The organism is Pannonibacter sp. SL95, from assembly GCF_026672425.1.
GTDB lineage: Bacteria > Pseudomonadota > Alphaproteobacteria > Rhizobiales > Stappiaceae > Pannonibacter.
Window position 1 is genome coordinate 510727 of sequence record NZ_JAPPRC010000004.1, and the last position, 15930, is coordinate 526656.

Consider the following 15930-nt stretch of genomic DNA (forward strand, 5'->3'; position numbering starts at 1 on the left):
CCACATTCAGGCAGGAACAGAACCCATGAACGGCTCTTCAAGCGCTGTGGCGGCCCGGCCGCAGGCGCACCGTGGTCTGGCTGACCGGCTTCGCGACGGGCTGCCGCGCCTTGTCCTGGCGCCCTCCTTCGCTCTCATCCTGGTCTTCGTCTACGGGTTCATCCTGTGGACCCTGACCTTGTCCTTCACCACGTCGAAGATTTTGCCGGTCTATACCTTTGCCGGTTTTGACGCCTATATCCGTCTCTGGTCGCAGCCGAACTGGCACATGGCGCTGGGCAATCTGGCGATTTTCGGCGTCCTTTACATGACGGCCTGCATTGCCATCGGCCTGCTGCTGGCGATCCTGCTTGACCAGCGCATCCGCGGCGAAGGCGTTCTGCGGCCGATCTTTCTTTATCCCATGGCCCTGTCCTTCGTTGTTACCGGCACGGCCTGGAAATGGTTTCTCAACCCGGGCCTTGGGCTCGAGAACACCATGCGGAACCTCGGCTGGGAAAGCTTCACCTTCGACTGGCTGGTGAACAAGGACATGGCGATCTACACGATCGTCATTGCCGGCGTATGGCAAGCTTCGGGCTTCGTCATGGCCATGTTCCTCGCCGGCCTGCGCGGCATCGACAGCGAGATCATCAAGGCCGCCCAGATCGACGGCGCCAGCACCGTGTCGATCTACCGCCGTATCATCCTGCCGCTGCTGCGGCCGGTGTTCCTGTCGGCGCTGATCGTGCTCGCCCACATGGCGATCAAGTCCTACGACCTGGTCATCGCCCTGACCGGCGGCGGGCCGGGCAATGCCACCGAGCTGCCCTCGACCTTCATGTATTCCTACACCTTCACCCGGAACCAGATGGCGGTCGGCTCTGCCAGCGCGGTCATGATGCTGATGGGCATCGCCGCGATCATCGTGCCCTATCTCTATTCCGAACTCAGGGAGAAAGACCGTTGAGCGCGCCCGCCGATTCCGTTTCCCCCGGATCCGCCCGCGCGGCCCGGTACTTCATCTACGGCGCGCTGCTGGTCTTCGCGCTGGTCTATCTCACCCCGCTGTATGTGATGCTGACCACGTCGCTGAAGTCGCTCGATGAAATCCGCGGCGGCGACATGATGGCCCTGCCAGTGGCCCCAAGCCTCGACGCGTGGTTCCGTGCCTGGGGTGAGGCCTGCATTGGCGTCACCTGTGGTGGCATCAAGGGATACTTCTGGAATTCGCTGAAGATGGTCGTGCCAGCCGTGGCGATTTCGACGTTGCTCGGCGCGCTCAACGGTTATGTCCTGACGAAGTGGCGCTTTCCGGGCCACAAGATCGTTTTCGGCATGATGCTGTTCGCCTGCTTCATTCCCTTCCAGGCGGTCCTGATCCCGATGGCACGGGTGCTGGGTATTCTCGGCATGTCGAATTCCACGGCGGGTCTGGTGTTGGTCCATGTCATCTATGGCCTGGGCTTCACCACCCTGTTCTTCCGCAACTATTACGAGGCTTTTCCGGACGAGCTGATCAAGTCAGCGATGATCGATGGTGCCGGCTTCTTCCGCATCTTCTGGCGGATCCTGTTGCCTTCGTCCGGGCCGATCATCGTCGTCACGGTCATCTATCAGTTCACCAACATCTGGAACGACTTCCTGTTCGGTGTCTCCTTTGCCTCAGGGGAGGGCGCGCCGATGACGGTGGCGCTCAACAACCTCGTCTCGTCCTCAACGGGCGTGAAGGAATACAACGTCGACATGGCCGCAGCCGTCATCGCTGCCCTGCCGACGCTCTTCGTCTACATCGTCGCCGGCCGCTATTTCGTGCGCGGTCTGATGGCGGGCGCCGTGAAGGGATAAGACATGGCTTTCCTCGAAATTCGCAATCTGGTACGCAAGGCCGGCGCCGTCGAAATCCTCAAGGGGATCAACATCGACCTTGAGAAGGGCGGCTTTCTCGTCCTGGTCGGCCCGTCCGGCTGCGGCAAGTCGACCCTGCTCAACGCCATCGCCGGCCTTCAGCAGCCAACCTCGGGCGAGATCATCATCAACGGCCAGGTGGTCAACGACCTGCATCCGGCAAAGCGCGACATCGCGATGGTGTTCCAGTCCTACGCGCTCTATCCCAACATGACCGTTGAGGAGAACATCGGCTTCGCCCTGGAAATGCGCGGCATGCCCAAGACCGAACGTGCGGAGGCCATCCGCGGCGTCGCCAAGACGCTGCAGATCGAACATCTGCTCACCCGCCGGCCGGCCCAGCTGTCCGGCGGCCAGCGCCAGCGCGTTGCCATGGGCCGCGCGCTGGTCCGCAAGCCGCAGGTGTTCCTGTTCGACGAGCCGTTGTCCAACCTGGATGCCAAGCTGCGCGTCGAGGTGCGGGCGGAAATCAAGCGCCTGCACCAGACCACCCACGCCACGATCGTCTATGTCACTCACGACCAGATCGAGGCGATGACGCTGGCGACCAAGATCGTCGTCATGAAGGAAGGCATCATTCAGCAGGTTGGCTCGCCGTCCGACATCTACAACCGGCCGGCCAACACCTTCGTGGCCGATTTCATGGGCTCGCCGGCGATGAACATGCTGCCCGGCCACATCGATGGCGGCATGGTGCATCTGACCGGCGGCACGCGCCTGCCACTGCCGGGCACCGTGTCGGCTGCCCCGGCCCAGGGCACCGAAGTGCTGCTCGGCATCCGGCCGGAGGCGGTCACCGACCGCAGCCTTGCCGACCCGTCGGCCAAGCACTTGATTGATATCGAGGCACCGGTGGAGCTGACGGAACCGACCGGGTCCGACATGTTCCTGATCCTGCGCCACGGCGGCGAGGCGCTGACCGCACGCGTCAGGGCCGAGGTTGCGGTGGAGGCCGGGCAGATGATTTCCGTCGCCCTCAACCTCGACAAGGCGGTGTTGTTCGAGAAGGGGACCGGTCAGCGGATCGCCTGACCGGCTCAACCTGACAACGGAACAAGGGGCGGTACCGCAGGGTGCCGCCCTTTTCATTTGGTCCAGAGTGTTCGGCGACTTTCCGTTCGTCCTTCTGTATTTTTTCGGGAACCAATCCGAGATCCGGGCGTTTTCCAGATGTCAAACAGATCAGGCCTCGCATTTCCCCGCGAACCTTCGATCGATAAATGAATTCGACACTGACATGGAGAACGCTCATGCTTCGCGCAATTCTTGCGACGACGGCCCTGACGGCTGCACTCTTCACGAGCTCTGCTTACGCACAGACCGCGACGACATCGAAGAGTGACGCGAGTTCGACCGGCTCGCCGATCTTTACCCTTACCCCGCCCGCTGCTGGCAAGGGTGGCGTGACTTACGGCCAGGCAACCGCCGGCCAGATTCTGGCGACCAGCCTGATTGGCAAACAGGTCTTTGCTGACGCGAACAACAAGGCCGACAGCATTGGCACTGTCAATGATGTGGTGCTGAGCCGTGAGGGTGCTGCCGAGGCGCTGGTGATCGGTGTCGGTGGTCTGCTGGGCATCGGCGAAAAGGACGTCGCCGTGTCCTTCGATCAGGTTCGCTGGATCGAGCAGGGCGGCGTCAGCTGGCTCATCGTCCCGCTGACCAAGGCCCAGCTGGAAGCCGCGCCGTCCTTCGACCGGTCGGTTCTGACGGGTCCGACGGCAACGGAAAAGCTGATGAATTCCATGGGGATGGGTGATCCGAAGCCGCAGGCGAAGACCTCGGTTGAAGTGACCACCAGCGGTACGACCGGAACGGTTTCAGGCAGCGACATGATGCTGGTGGACCGCACCACCATTGGCGCTGACGAGCTTCTCGGCTCCTGGGTGAACGGCGCCGCAGAGGCAAAGCTCGGCAGCGTGAGCGATGTGCTGATGTCCGAAGAGGGTATCGTCGAGGCCTATGTCGTTGATGTTGGTGGCGTTCTTGGCATCGGTGCCAAGCCGGTGGCGCTCGCGGCCGACAACCTGGCGATCTATCGCCTCGCCGACGGCAAGCTGCGTGTCGACACGCCCTTCACCGCTGCCAGCCTGAAGGACCACCCGGCCTATACCGCCGAAGCCTACAAGGCTGATCCGGAAGCCTTGCTGATCCGCTGATCCTTCCATCCTGCGAGACTGGGTCGGACCGCGTGTCCGGCCCCCGACAAATCCATGCCAATTCAGGAGACTTTCATGCCTTCCGCCGTCCAAACTGCAGCAAACGACACCAAGACCTCCGGCAGCAAGGAGATCGAGGACAAGATCGCCCGCATCCGCACCGACATCGCCGATCTGGGCAAGGCCGTCGCCGGCTATGGCTCCGACAAGGCCGATGACCTGAAGGCCGCGAGCGAGGATGCCCTGACCCAGCTCAAGAGCGAACTGGCGACCCTCGAACACCAGGTCAGCGCTCATGTGCGTCAGAACCCGCTGCGCTCACTGGCCATTGCCGCCGGTGCCGGGGTCCTGATCGCTCTCCTTGCGCGACGCTGACCATGGGACTGATAGCCTCGATGGCCCTCTCGTCGGTCGCCGAGGTGAGGGAGAGGATTGGAGACGCACGGCGGGGGCTGGTTGTAGCCGCCGCCGTGGCGTTCCTCGGTCTGTCAGCCTGGGCCCTGATCCTGGCCGCCGCCGTTGTCGGACTGATCCGCCTCACCGGTGATCCGTTGATCGGACTGGCGCTTGCTGCCCTGGTCCTGCTTGGGCTTGCCGGAGTGGTGCTGATTGTCGCCACGATCCAGCGTCGAAGAGCGCGCAAGGCCCGTGAGATGCGGCAGGCGCGGCGGGCAATTGCCCTGACCACTGCGTTGGCGCTGATGTCCTCCCGCCGGACCGGATCGCTTGCAACTGTCGCGCTCGCCGTTGCCGGGCTTGGCCTCGCGTTCTGGCCAAGAAGCCGCAGCTAGGTTGTCCAGCTTACAGAGAAGGAAACATGCCATGCCTGACCTTGGATCTGCAGTTGCCGCAACGCCGATGGCTGACCGGATCAACGAAATCCTGAGCGCACCGGGCCTCGCCCGCGCAGGACGCATCGCCGCGCTGCAAGCTCTGCGTGATGACGCAAGAGCCGAGCAACGCGCGGCCAGTGAGAGCGCGATGATCGATGATGATGGGCTGAACAGCACACTGAAGCAACTGGATCAGGCTATCATCCGGCTGGGCGGCGAAGCGCTGGCGGATGAAGAAGAGCGGTCCGCTGCGAGCCTGTAAGGATGCGATGGCAAATGAAATGCCCGGCGGCGCCTGACGCGGCCGGGCTCCGGACTGTCAGGCAACCGGTCGCAGAACCTTCAGGGCTGCCGGCAGGATGCGGATCTGGCTGGTGCTGCGCAGGCTGACCAGCTCGCCGTCGATCAGGCCTTTGCGCCGGCGAATGAAGCGGGTGAGTTTCACGGTCACTTCACGGGCAGGTTCAAAGGCGAGATCGGGCGTGTCGCGCCAGGCGCCTCTTGCAAGATCTGCGGCGAGCCTTGCACCCGCCAGCGGCGACAGGCGGCCCGCGGAGTAGACCCCAAGCAGGCCATCATCAAGCCGGTCGGCATAGGGCATATGCCCCTCGCCATAGACGTTGTTGGAGACGACAACAAAACTGAACCGTCCGCTGCGCTTCTGGCCGTCGACGGTCAGATGGGCACGAAAGGATTTGCGGCGAAACAGCGTGCGCAGATAAGCGCGGATGCTGGCAAATATCTTTGCAAGACGGGAGGTGTGACGGGTCTTGTCGCGTTCATGCACGACATCCGCCTGCAGCCCGATGGACACCTGATGCACGAAGGTCCGGTCGCCGATCTGCCCGAGGTCGCAGTTGGAAACCGGAGCTGTGGCAAGGGCGGTCACCGCATCGAAGAGGGCGAGGGGCACCCCAAGCGACCGGGCGAAGAGGTTCATGGTGCCGGCCGGCAAGACGCCCAGCACCTTGCCCGACCGTGCCGCCATGGCAGCAGCGGCCGAAATCGTGCCGTCGCCGCCACCCGCCAGAACAACCTCGACCGAGGCATCCGTGGCGAGCCGCATCAGCGCAGCGTCCATGTCACTGGAACGAATGACCTCGACGTTGATCTCGTGCCCGGCCGCGCCAAAGGTCTTCGTGATATGGTTGGTCAGAGCTTCCAGATCTGTTGTCTTGAGCGTTCCACCGTCACGGTTGAGCAGAGCAACACAACGCATGCAGGTAGCCTCCGGCAAGCACGATGGTGGTCTCGTGCGGGCAGCATATAGGAAGGGCGGGCCTTTGAAACGAGACCCTGGCACAGCGCAATAGATCAGCCGGCAAACGCCCGGTTGGTGATGGCCGCGGTATCGGGGTCCGGTCCGTAATCCTGTTCACCGGACACCTGGAGCAACTCCTGCAGCCGGTTGCGGGCCCGGTTGACGCGGCTCTTGATCGTGCCGAGCGCGCAGCCACAGATCACAGCGGCTTCCTCGTAGGAAAACCCTGACGCTCCGACAAGAATGATCGCTTCGCGCTGGTCATCCGCCAGCCGGTCGAGAGCCCGGCGAAAGTCCTGCATGTCGAGATTGCCATGCTGGGCCGGATGGACGGCCAGCCGCTCGGTGAAGAGGCCGTCGCTGTCCTGGATCTCGCGCCCGCGTTTGCGGGCCTGGCTGTAAAACTCGTTGCGCAGGATGGTGAAAAGCCATGCCTTCATGTTCGTGCCGGGCTCGAAGCTGTTCTGCTTGGCCCAGGCTTTCATGATGGCATCCTGAACAAGATCATCCGCGCGGTCGGGCTTTCCGGACAGGGAATAGGCGAAGGCGCGCAGGCTCGGCAGGCACGAGAGCATCTCCCGCTTGAACGTCCGCGCAATGTCGTCTTCGGTTGCCTTGTCGCCCGTCATTTCTTGAGGCTCCGTTGTTCTGCCTCGTCGAGGCGCTCAAGAAGGTCGAGGAACTTGTCCGGGATTCCTTCGGCCTGCACTGATTCATAGAGTTGGCGCAGGCGGTCGGTGATTTGCTGGGCGGCTTCCGTCGCCGTTTCCTGCTGTGGTTCCGTGCCGGTCTGACTGGTGCGTTCTCTCATGGGTCTCATGCATCCGTGCTGGTCATCTGAAAATCGTAACGCGGCATCGCAAAAAAAGTTCCCGTGCGACGGAACTTTTTTATCCGCCGTCCGTTGATGTGACATTCGCCCGGCATGCCGGGTATCGGGAGTTCCGGCCGAAAGGCCCATGGACAGGCAAACGGAGCCAACGCATGTCGCTTTCCACCCGCATTGCACCTCACCTGAGTTATCTGCGCCGCTACGCAAGGGCGGTCACCGGCTCGCAGACATCGGGGGACGCCTATGTCGCCGCGACGCTGGAGGCGCTGATTGCCGATGTTGGCATCCTTCCCGAGGCTTCAAGCGACCGGGTCGCGCTCTATAAACTGTTTGCCTCCCTGTTTGGTTCCACCCTCATCAAGGTCGAGCCGACAGCCTCTCCCTATGTCTGGGAGCGCCGGGCGGCCGAGTATCTGGCAGCGATCCCGCCGAAGAACCGCCTCGCTTTCCTGCTTGTCTCGGTCGAAGAGTTCAGTCGGGCCGAAGCGGCCGAGATCCTGTCGGTCGAGCCTTCCGACCTCGATGCCATGGTGACCGAGGCGGGACTGGAGATTTCCCGTCAGGTGTCGACCGACATCATGATCATCGAAGACGAGCCGCTGATCGCGATGGACATCGAACAGATGGTGGAATCGCTCGGCCATCGGGTGAGCGGGATTGCCCGCACGCACAAGGAGGCGGTCGACCTGTTCCGCAAGACCAGCCCGCGCATGATCCTGGCCGATATTCAACTGGCCGATGGCAGTTCCGGCATTGATGCAGTGAACGAGATCCTTGGCGAAATGCTCGTGCCGGTCATCTTCATCACCGCCTTCCCCGAGCGCCTGCTGACGGGCGAGCGCCCCGAACCGGCCTTCCTGGTGACCAAGCCCTTCAACCCGGACATGGTGAAGGCCTTGATCGGGCAGGCCCTGTTCTTTGATCAGGGTGCGAAGGCAGACGCCTGAAAAAATCGACAGTGTGAGGAACAATTCAGACGGTGAAGCGTTCTTACAGCATAGACTTTATAGGAGAGACCCATGCTGTACTATGCTCTTGTCTTCTTTATCGTTGCCATCATTGCTGGCGTACTCGGTTTTGGCGGTATCGCCGGCGCATCTGCTGGCATCGCGCAAATCCTGTTCTTCCTGTTCCTGGCTTTCCTGGTCATCTCGCTCATCATGAGCGTGATCAGGAAGGCCTGACGGGGCACCTGACAATCCGGCAGCCTGAGTTGGCGCTGTTCTTCCGGGAACGGCGTCCACACAGGTGTGCCGGTTTTGCGTTGGAGTTTCGACGTGAGTCATCGTTTGACCTGGCAAAACGCCGGACAGCCTGAAGCGCAGATGCGGGAATATCTCCTGCTGGCGTTGGAGCGCTCTGGCGTCTGCGTCATGTTGCAGTCAGCCAGTCTTGAGTACCTGTATCTCGCCAATCTGCCGGACTGCTGGCATTTCGACAGCGCAAAAGGCGCACCTTCGGACGCGTCGTTGTTCGGGGCCGATCTGGCCAGACGGCTGCGGCTGCTGAAGCAGGAGGTTCTCGCCGCCGGTGAGATGCGTAGCCTCGATGCGGCGACTTGTGAGGATGGGCTGTTCCATTTTCGCGTCGAACAGGTGGCAGGGTTCGGCGCCGAACCTCACCTTCTGACCACGATCGTTGACCTGACGGAGAAAACCCGCCGTGAAAAGGTGCTGCGGGCACTGTTGCGGGAAGTCAGCCACAGGTCGAAGAACCTGCTCGCCATCATCCAGAGCCTTGCGGCGCAAACCGCGCGCCGGTCGACCACGCTCGATCAGTTTCTGGCCAAATTCCGCGGCCGGCTTTTCTCTCTGGCGCAATCTCAGGATCTCGTGACGCAGTCGAACTGGCATGGTGCACAGTTCAAGGAACTCGTGCGCCATCAGGTCGAACGCTACATGCCGCAGAACGGCGCTGCCGTTGAAGTGCTGGGGGAGGACGTGCTGCTTGACCCAAATGCCGCGCTGCATGTGGGGCTGGCCTTGCACGAACTCACGGTCAATGCGGTCAGCTATGGTACCGCCGTGACATCCGGACCGCCGGTCACGGTACGCTGCAGCCGGCTGCGCGAGGACGGTCATGAGATGCTGGAGATCATCTGGCTGGAAAGCGTCACCCCGGGTGCCGCTGAGGATCCGTCAGAACTGCGAAGTGACGGCCAGTTTGGCAGCACGGTGCTGGAGCGCGTCGTGCCGGCAGCGATCAACGGCCGCGCGGAGTATCATCTGACCCCTCGGCTCGTGTCATATCGTCTGGTCTTTCCTGCTGAATGGGGCGAGGTATCGTGAGCGCATACAAGCGACGGTCCGTCAGGTTCCGGTGAGAACGCATGGCCGCGCGGGGTGTGTCCGGCAGATACGACAAGGTTCTGCGCCCAGGTCTGCCGAAGCGGACCTGAGAGCAGAAACCGGAGTGTGGGCAAGGGTGCCCAAGCGTCAGTTGCGCTTGAGCCAGTCGTCGATTTCGCGCTCGGCTTCATCCTGGGCCTTGCCATAGCGTTCCTGAAGAAGGCCCGAGAGCTGCTTGCGGTTGCCGGCGATCACATCCAGCTCGTCGCCGGTGATCTTGCCCCACTGGGCCTGCACTTTGCCCTTGAATTGCTCCCAGTTGCCTTCGATCTGGTTCCAGTTCATTGCGAACTCCTTTGAGGTTGGTTTCGTGTTTACTGGAGCATGCGCGCTGCTCGAAGGGTTAACGACTGGCGAGGACTTTGGTTCCAGTCTGGATCGGCACCTGCGCGCAAATCACGCGGAGGTCTTAGAATTACCTTTTGCAATGAATAGCTTCGCTCTAATGTCAAACGTCCATGCCGCCTGAGGTTCGCTTTCCATCATGAAACGCTATATGCCCGTGATCGTCTTTGTGATCACGTCAGTCATCGGTCTGCTGATGACATTTGTGGTGTTTCAGGCCGAGCGGGCTGCCGAGCAGGGTCGCTTCGAGGTTCTGGCGCACGAGGCCAAGGGGCGCATTCAGGCCCGTGTCGACCAGCGCAAGGCGCTGCTGACCGCGACCCTTTCCTATTTCGAAGCGAACAAGGGGCCGCTGAGCCGGGCGGAGTTCCAGATTTTCGTGCAGGGGCTGGATCTCAGCGAAGAAGGGCGCGGCATGCAGGGCCTGGGTTTTGCCAGGCTGGTGCGGACCGGGGACGAAGCGCGCGCCAGCGCCGAGCTGCTTAAGAACTACGGCATTACCCAGGACGTTTGGCCGGACACTGACCAGGAATGGCGCGCCCCGATCGTCATGCTGGAGCCGCAGGACCCGCGGAACGCCCGCGCGCTGGGCTTCGACATGTTCAGCGAGGAAAAGCGCCGTGCAGCGATGAGGTCCGCCTATGACACGGGTCAATTGCGGGCCTCGGCGCCGGTCGCATTGGTGCAGGAAAACGGCGTCGATCCGCAGACCGGCTTCCTGTTCTACATTCCCTATCGCACCAAGGGGGAAACGGAGGGCTTCGTCTATGCCCCGTTCAGGGTTGGCAACCTGCACCGGATGGCGCTTGATTTTCCAACCCCGCTGCCGGTGCTGGTGGAAAGCTGGGACATCACCGATGGTGGGCGGCTGCCGTTGTTCCGCTCGGAGGGATATGAGCAGGTTGCCGGGCGCCTGCAGGAGCCTGTGACGCGGCAGGTCGAGGTGGGCGGCAGGATCTGGTCGATCTCGGTGGTCGAGCGGACACCGGTCAATGGCGGCATGTCCCACTGGAGGTCCTTCATCCTGGGCACGGTGTCATTGCTGTTCGCCGCTGCACTGGCGGTGTCGATCCGCAACCAGATGCGGGCCGTCGAGGCCCGGCGGGAGGTGGTGTGGATCTCGCAGAAGGCGATCGAGGAGAAAGACCTGCTGCTGCAGGAAATGAAGCACCGGATCAAGAATTCCATTGCCCGGATCCTCGCCATGGCGCGCCAGACGGCTGCCAGCGCCAAGACACTCGATGCCTTTTCAGCTTCGTTTTCTGCCAGATTGCAGGCCATGGCCAACGCGCAGGACCTGCTGACCCGTTCCCGCTGGCAGAAGGCCGCGCTGGGCGAACTTTTGACGCAGGAGCTTGAGCAAGTCTTTGGCAGCGGGCTGCCGGGGGCAACCCTGGACGGGCCAGCTGTCATCCTCGACGAGAAGGCGACGCATGCGCTGGGGCTGGTCACTCACGAACTGGCGACCAATGCACTGAAATACGCCGGGATCGGCGATGGCGGCGGAACGCTGACGGTTGCCTGGCGGATCGAGGCGGAGGGCGCCCGGCGGATGCTGTGCCTCGACTGGCGCGAGGAGGGCAATGCGCCAGTTGCCGCCAGCGAGCGCAAGGGCTTCGGCACACGGCTGATCGATGCGACGGTGCGGGCCGAACTGGGCGGCATGATCGAACGGACGTTTTCGCCGAACGGGCTCGCCGTCCGGCTGCGCTTTGCCATCACCTGAGAGGCACCGCTTGCGGCAGGTCAATCCGCCCGCGCCTTGAACCTGCTAGCTCTGAGGCCAGGCGCGGTTGCGCCGCTGGCGAACGAAGGAGCATCGCATGTCCGTGAGTGATTGGCAGGCTTTCATTTCCGAAACCGACAGCCGCATGGCAGCCCTGCGCGCCGGGATTCCGGGCGTTGCCAAGGGCTTCGGCGAGACCGCCCGGGCGGCCATCGGCGCAGGAGCGCTGGATTCCAAGACCAAGGAACTGATCGCGCTGGCCATCGGCATCACCGCGCGTTGCGACGGTTGCCTCGCCTATCATGCCAAGGCGGCAGCGAAATATGGCGCGAGCCGGGAAGAAATACTGGAGACCATCGGCGTGGCAGTCTACATGGGAGGTGGGCCGTCCATGATCTATGGTGCCGAAGCGCTGGCGGCCTTTGACGCCTTCGCACCCTCCGCCCCCCAGGGCTGACAGACGCAACGCAGGCACTGGCTGCCGTTTGCCCTGCCAGCCTCCCCACCCATGGGGGCAGCAAGGCGAACGGCATGTATGACGCGGTGATCTTCGACCTCGACGGAACCCTGCTTTCCACCGAATCCGTTTCGGTGCGCGGCGGCATGAGCGCGCTCAGGTCGCTCGGACAGACGCCGGAGGAGCACTTGTTCCACCTGCTGGTCGGCAAGGACGATGCCGCAAGCCGGCTTGTGCTGCTGGAGCATCTGGGCGCCGAGACTGTCGAGGCGTTCATGCCGGCCTGGAGCCGCGAGTGCCAGCGCATCTTTGCCGAGGAGGGCATTCCGCTGCGCCCGCGCGTGACCGAGCTGCTGGAGCATCTGGACACAACGGGACTGCCGCGCGCCATCGCAACCTCAAGCCGCCGCGACAGCGCCCGGACCAAGCTGAAATGGGCCGGCCTCGACGGGCGGTTCTCAAATCTGGTCTGTTTTGAAGATGTCGACCTGCGCAAGCCCGCTCCGGACCCGTATCTGCGCGCTGCCGAGCTGCTCGGCGTCGACCCGGTCCGCTGCCTGGCGTTCGAGGACAGCGAAACGGGCGCGGAAGCGGCGATGCGGGCGGGCATGGTGGTCGTGCAGGTGCCGGATCTGCTGCCGTCCGACGGCCGGTTTGCCCATCACCTCGCCGACGACATCTGGCAAGGTGCCAGCAAGGCGGGGCTCGTCTGAGCTGCAGATGGCTTCCGGCACAGGCCGGAAGCCGAAGCGCGTGTCAGGGACGCGTGTCAGGGGCGCGGGACGTGGGCACCGGTGGCCGTGTCCGTGCCGAGATAGGCGTAGCCGGCCGCCTTCCAGGCGGTGAAGCCGCCGGCGACATGGGTGATGCGCTCGAAGCCGGCCTCGATGCAGCGCTCGGCCATGCGGTGCGAGCGAACGCCGGAGCCGCACATCAGCACAAGCGGACGGGGACCGCCGGTCGGCAGCCGCGCCGGGTCAAAACCCGAGACCGGCGCCAGAAGCGCGCCAGCGACATGTTCGTAGGCGTATTCGCTGGGCGTGCGCACGTCGATCAGGATGATCTCGTTGGCGTCATAACGCGCCCGCGCCTCTTCGATGGTCAGGGTCTCGAGGACGGCGGTTCCAATCAGGTCTTCGGTCGGCATGTGGGGGCTCCCGGGTTGATCGATTTAATTCGTATATTCGAAAATTATGACATTACAAGGGGCGCCGGCGTTTCTTGGCGGAGGATCGCAAAAAGACGCCGTAACGTCAGCTTCCTGTCACATGGACGTTGCCACCCCGAATTAAACAGTCCGCGCATGGATCTTCCGATTCGAGAGAAGCCACATGAGCGCTGCCACGGTCCTGTTTGTCTGCCCGGACAACGCCCTGCTTGGTCCCCTGGCAGAGGCTTACCTGAACGCGATCGGCGGCGGCCGGCTGCGGGCGTTCTCGGCTGCACCGACGCCAGTCGGCGCGCTGCATCCGGCAACCCGGCGCCTGCTGGCCGATCATGGCCTGACGGTGACGGGTCTCATCCCGAAGAGCTGGGACATCTTCCTGCTGCCTCACGCACCGCAGCCGGACCGGATCGTCGCCCTGTCGCAAGGCGTCTCCGGCGCGGCGCAGCCGCAGTGGCGCGGCAACCCGAAGCAGACGCTGTGGGACATCGCCGGCAACGGCGCGCGCAACGACAGCCCTGCGGTGTGCTCGGAATATTTCAGGCGGATCCGCCTGTGCATCGACCGGATCCTGCAGGATCCCGCCAGCCTGCGCCAACCGGCCATCGCCTGCTGAGCGGCACAGGTCGACCCCGGGCCTCATGCACCTTAGTGAAACCTTCGCGTGCTAGATACCTGTTGAGCCCCCCAGGGACTGCCTATATGCAGGCAGCAACAGGAGAGGGGCGGCGAAGGCCTTCGCGTCAGAATGCGAAGCGGCGCCGGCCCTATGCCCAGCTTATGCACGGACACACGACTTGACCGAGTACCTGAACCAGATCGTGACGTTTCTGGGCGACAACCCGGAACTGGCTGGCATCGTCGTTTTCCTGATCGCCATGGGCGAGGCGCTGTTCATCATCGGGCTATTCGTGCCCAGCACCGTCGTGCTGGTGGGTGCGGGGGCGCTGGTTGGCCTCGGCAAGCTCGACCCCTGGACAGTTTTCATCTGGACCACGCTGGGCGCAATCGCCGGTGACGCCATCTCCTACTGGGTCGGCTGCATCTACAAGGACAAGCTGCGCGGGCTTTGGCCGCTGTCGCGCTATCCGGCGCTGATGGCGCAAGGCGAGGCCTTCTTCCGGCTGCATGGCGGCAAGAGCATCTTCATCGGCCGCTTTGTGCCCGGTGTGAAATCGGTCGTGCCGGGTATCGCCGGTATGGTCGGCATGAATTTCTGGTACTTCACCTTCGTCAACGTGACCTCGGCCATCGCCTGGTCGATCGTGCATCTGGGTCCGGGCTTTCTGGCCGGAACCGTGCTCAGTGCCATCGGCGAAGTCTCCGGCCGCCTCGCCATGGTGCTCGGCGGGCTCTGCGTCATCCTGTTCGTCATCGTCATGCTGGGCCGCTGGCTGATCCAGATCGTGATACCGCTGTTTCCCGGCACCCACGCCGCAGTCGTCGGCTGGTTCGCCCGGCGTCCGGACCGGTTCTCGCAGTGGGTGGCACGTACTTTCGATCCGGAACATCCCCGCTCGGTCGGCATGCTGGCTTCAGTCGCGGTGCTGCTGGTCACCATGCCACTGTTCTTCTGGCTGATCAGTGAAGTCGGACCGGGCGAAAGCCTGGTTCAGGCTGATGTGGCAATCCGCAACCTGTTCGACACACTGCGCACACCGATCGGCGACCGCATTCTCGTGCCGGTGACGATGCTGGGCGACGGGTTCATCATCTTTCTGCTGACCGTCGTGGTTGCCGGTTACCTGTTCCTGCGCAAGGCCTGGCGACGCGCCACCGGCTTCCTGATCTCGATGACCGGTGCTGCGCTGTTCGTGCCGTTGATGAAGGGCATTGTGCTGCGCGAGCGGCCGATGGACCTCAGCGAGGGTGTGCACGCCTACTCGTTCCCCTCCGGACATGCGACGCTGACAACAGTGCTGTTCGGCATCATTGCGGTTCTGGTTGCCCATGATCGCTCGGCCTGGGTGAAGGCCGGTGTCTTCACGATCACGGCGATCTATGTGCTGACGATGGGCTTCTCTAGGGTCTATCTCGGCGTGCACTGGACGACGGACGTGATTGCAGGCCTGCTGTTCGGCACGGCGATGGTCTCCGTCTTTGCCTTCGTCTTCGGGTCGATCCACAACGAGAAGATCGGCCGCGGCGTGCTGTCCGGTCTTGTGGCGATTGCCCTCACCAGCATTGGTGCCTGGCACATCACCCGAAACTTGCCACAAGCGTTGGTGGTCTACAGCCCGGTCGCCCGCGAGGAAACGCTGGGGCTGGACACCTGGATGACCAATGGCTGGACGCTGGTCTCGGGCCGCCGCATCGGCCTCAGTGGCGAATTCAAGGAACCGCTTGTCATTCAGTACGCTGGCAGCCTCGACGCGCTGTCGAAGCGACTGGAAGCGGAGGGCTGGCGTCGTCCGCCGGACTGGACCGTGAAATCGGCGACCGGATTTGTCGAAGGCAAGACGACGCCGGATGATTTGCCGACCCTGCCCAGGACCCACAACGGCCGTTATGCAGCGCTGGCACTGATGCGGGATGACCCTAACGGGGGCTCTGGCGGCAAGCGTTGGGTGCTGCGTCTGTGGCCAACAAGCTATGTCATCGATGCCGACGGCCGGACGCAGACACTCTTTGCCGGCGGCCTGCTGCGGGAGGAAATCCTGCATCCTCTGGGCGAATTCTCCAGCCCGAAGATCGATCTGCCTGCGCCTTCGCTGTCCGACAATCCCGTTGCGGATCTGCCGGGTGCTGTCGTGCGGACCCGGCCGGATGGAACCCAGACCGTGCTGTTGCCGGATCTCGGCCCGGCGATCCAATAGTTTCGAGAAATCGAAAATAACACTTGGCGGACGCCCAATTGTTTCATATATTCGGAACTAACGGGTTCTACGTATGGGCCCGGCCTTGCATGTGAAGAGGG

At 63.0% G+C, this 15930-nt stretch carries 20 protein-coding genes; 15 read left to right on the forward strand and 5 right to left on the reverse strand.

What is annotated here, in order from left to right; all coding sequences use genetic code 11:
• Positions 1–25 precede the first annotated feature (25 nt).
• The 7 genes from OVA12_RS12880 (at position 26) to OVA12_RS12910 (ending at position 5141) form a co-directional block, all read left to right on the forward strand.
• A complete protein-coding gene (locus OVA12_RS12880) occupies positions 26–949 on the forward strand; it encodes a carbohydrate ABC transporter permease (protein ID WP_268137900.1) in 924 nt (307 codons plus the stop codon).
• The gene (locus OVA12_RS12885; protein WP_268137902.1) at positions 946–1827 is read left to right on the forward strand and encodes a carbohydrate ABC transporter permease; all 882 of its coding nucleotides are present in this window, start codon (positions 946–948) and stop codon (positions 1825–1827) included. Before OVA12_RS12880 ends, OVA12_RS12885 begins: the two co-directional genes overlap by 4 nt.
• Before the next feature lie 3 nt (positions 1828–1830).
• Positions 1831–2919 (forward strand): ABC transporter ATP-binding protein, encoded by a 1089-nt coding sequence (locus OVA12_RS12890; protein WP_268137904.1) that lies wholly within the window; start codon positions 1831–1833, stop codon positions 2917–2919.
• A 218-nt stretch (positions 2920–3137) separates the two neighbouring features.
• The gene (locus OVA12_RS12895; RefSeq protein WP_268137906.1) at positions 3138–4046 is read left to right on the forward strand and encodes a PRC-barrel domain-containing protein; all 909 of its coding nucleotides are present in this window, start codon (positions 3138–3140) and stop codon (positions 4044–4046) included.
• Between the two features lie 75 nt (positions 4047–4121).
• Complete coding sequence (locus tag OVA12_RS12900; RefSeq protein WP_268137908.1) at positions 4122–4421, forward strand: DUF883 family protein; 300 nt, start codon at positions 4122–4124, stop codon at positions 4419–4421.
• Between the two features lie 2 nt (positions 4422–4423).
• Positions 4424–4837, forward strand: coding sequence for a hypothetical protein (locus tag OVA12_RS12905; RefSeq protein ID WP_268137910.1), 414 nt, complete (start codon positions 4424–4426; stop codon positions 4835–4837).
• 31 nt (positions 4838–4868) lie between these two features.
• Positions 4869–5141, forward strand: a complete 273-nt coding sequence (locus OVA12_RS12910) for a hypothetical protein (protein ID WP_268137912.1) — start codon at positions 4869–4871, stop codon at positions 5139–5141.
• 57 nt (positions 5142–5198) lie between these two features.
• Here the strand turns inward: OVA12_RS12910 and OVA12_RS12915 are convergent, their stop codons facing one another.
• The 3 genes from OVA12_RS12915 to OVA12_RS12925 all read right to left on the reverse strand — a co-directional run bounded on the left by OVA12_RS12915 (position 5199) and on the right by OVA12_RS12925 (position 6951).
• Complete coding sequence (locus OVA12_RS12915) at positions 5199–6098, reverse strand: diacylglycerol/lipid kinase family protein (RefSeq protein ID WP_268137914.1); 900 nt, start codon at positions 6096–6098, stop codon at positions 5199–5201.
• Between the two features lie 95 nt (positions 6099–6193).
• A complete protein-coding gene (locus OVA12_RS12920; RefSeq protein WP_268137916.1) occupies positions 6194–6769 on the reverse strand; it encodes an RNA polymerase sigma factor in 576 nt (191 codons plus the stop codon).
• Complete coding sequence (locus OVA12_RS12925; RefSeq protein WP_268137918.1) at positions 6766–6951, reverse strand: NepR family anti-sigma factor; 186 nt, start codon at positions 6949–6951, stop codon at positions 6766–6768. Before OVA12_RS12925 ends, OVA12_RS12920 begins: the two co-directional genes overlap by 4 nt.
• A 173-nt stretch (positions 6952–7124) precedes the next feature.
• Between OVA12_RS12925 and OVA12_RS12930 the strand changes: the two genes are divergently transcribed.
• The 3 genes from OVA12_RS12930 to OVA12_RS12940 all read left to right on the forward strand — a co-directional run bounded on the left by OVA12_RS12930 (position 7125) and on the right by OVA12_RS12940 (position 9260).
• Positions 7125–7919, forward strand: a complete 795-nt coding sequence (locus OVA12_RS12930) for a response regulator (RefSeq protein WP_268137920.1) — start codon at positions 7125–7127, stop codon at positions 7917–7919.
• A gap of 72 nt (positions 7920–7991) precedes the next feature.
• On the forward strand, positions 7992–8156 hold the full coding sequence (locus OVA12_RS12935; RefSeq protein ID WP_268137922.1) for a DUF1328 domain-containing protein: 165 nt from the start codon (positions 7992–7994) through the stop codon (positions 8154–8156).
• Between the two features lie 93 nt (positions 8157–8249).
• Complete coding sequence (locus OVA12_RS12940) at positions 8250–9260, forward strand: sensor histidine kinase (protein WP_268137924.1); 1011 nt, start codon at positions 8250–8252, stop codon at positions 9258–9260.
• Between the two features lie 147 nt (positions 9261–9407).
• Here OVA12_RS12940 and OVA12_RS12945 read toward each other — a convergent pair whose 3' ends face one another.
• On the reverse strand, positions 9408–9605 hold the full coding sequence (locus OVA12_RS12945) for a CsbD family protein (RefSeq protein WP_268137927.1): 198 nt from the start codon (positions 9603–9605) through the stop codon (positions 9408–9410).
• 199 nt (positions 9606–9804) lie between these two features.
• Here OVA12_RS12945 and OVA12_RS12950 point away from each other — a divergent pair, with 199 nt between their 5' ends.
• The 3 genes from OVA12_RS12950 (at position 9805) to OVA12_RS12960 (ending at position 12561) form a co-directional block, all read left to right on the forward strand.
• Complete coding sequence (locus tag OVA12_RS12950; RefSeq protein WP_268137929.1) at positions 9805–11391, forward strand: CHASE domain-containing protein; 1587 nt, start codon at positions 9805–9807, stop codon at positions 11389–11391.
• 97 nt (positions 11392–11488) lie between these two features.
• Positions 11489–11848, forward strand: coding sequence for a carboxymuconolactone decarboxylase family protein (locus tag OVA12_RS12955; protein WP_268137931.1), 360 nt, complete (start codon positions 11489–11491; stop codon positions 11846–11848).
• A gap of 74 nt (positions 11849–11922) precedes the next feature.
• Positions 11923–12561: an HAD family hydrolase gene (locus tag OVA12_RS12960; RefSeq protein WP_268137933.1), complete on the forward strand. Its 639-nt coding sequence runs from the start codon at positions 11923–11925 to the stop codon at positions 12559–12561.
• A 56-nt stretch (positions 12562–12617) separates the two neighbouring features.
• Here OVA12_RS12960 and OVA12_RS12965 read toward each other — a convergent pair whose 3' ends face one another.
• The gene (locus OVA12_RS12965) at positions 12618–12995 is read right to left on the reverse strand and encodes a rhodanese-like domain-containing protein (RefSeq protein ID WP_268137935.1); all 378 of its coding nucleotides are present in this window, start codon (positions 12993–12995) and stop codon (positions 12618–12620) included.
• A gap of 184 nt (positions 12996–13179) precedes the next feature.
• On the opposite strand from OVA12_RS12965, the gene OVA12_RS12970 reads away from it, so the two are divergent.
• Together OVA12_RS12970 and OVA12_RS12975 are read left to right on the forward strand one after the other, a co-directional pair.
• Positions 13180–13629 (forward strand): arsenate-mycothiol transferase ArsC, encoded by a 450-nt coding sequence (locus tag OVA12_RS12970; protein WP_268137937.1) that lies wholly within the window; start codon positions 13180–13182, stop codon positions 13627–13629.
• 181 nt (positions 13630–13810) lie between these two features.
• Positions 13811–15829, forward strand: coding sequence for a bifunctional DedA family/phosphatase PAP2 family protein (locus tag OVA12_RS12975; RefSeq protein WP_268137939.1), 2019 nt, complete (start codon positions 13811–13813; stop codon positions 15827–15829).
• Positions 15830–15930 lie beyond the last annotated feature (101 nt).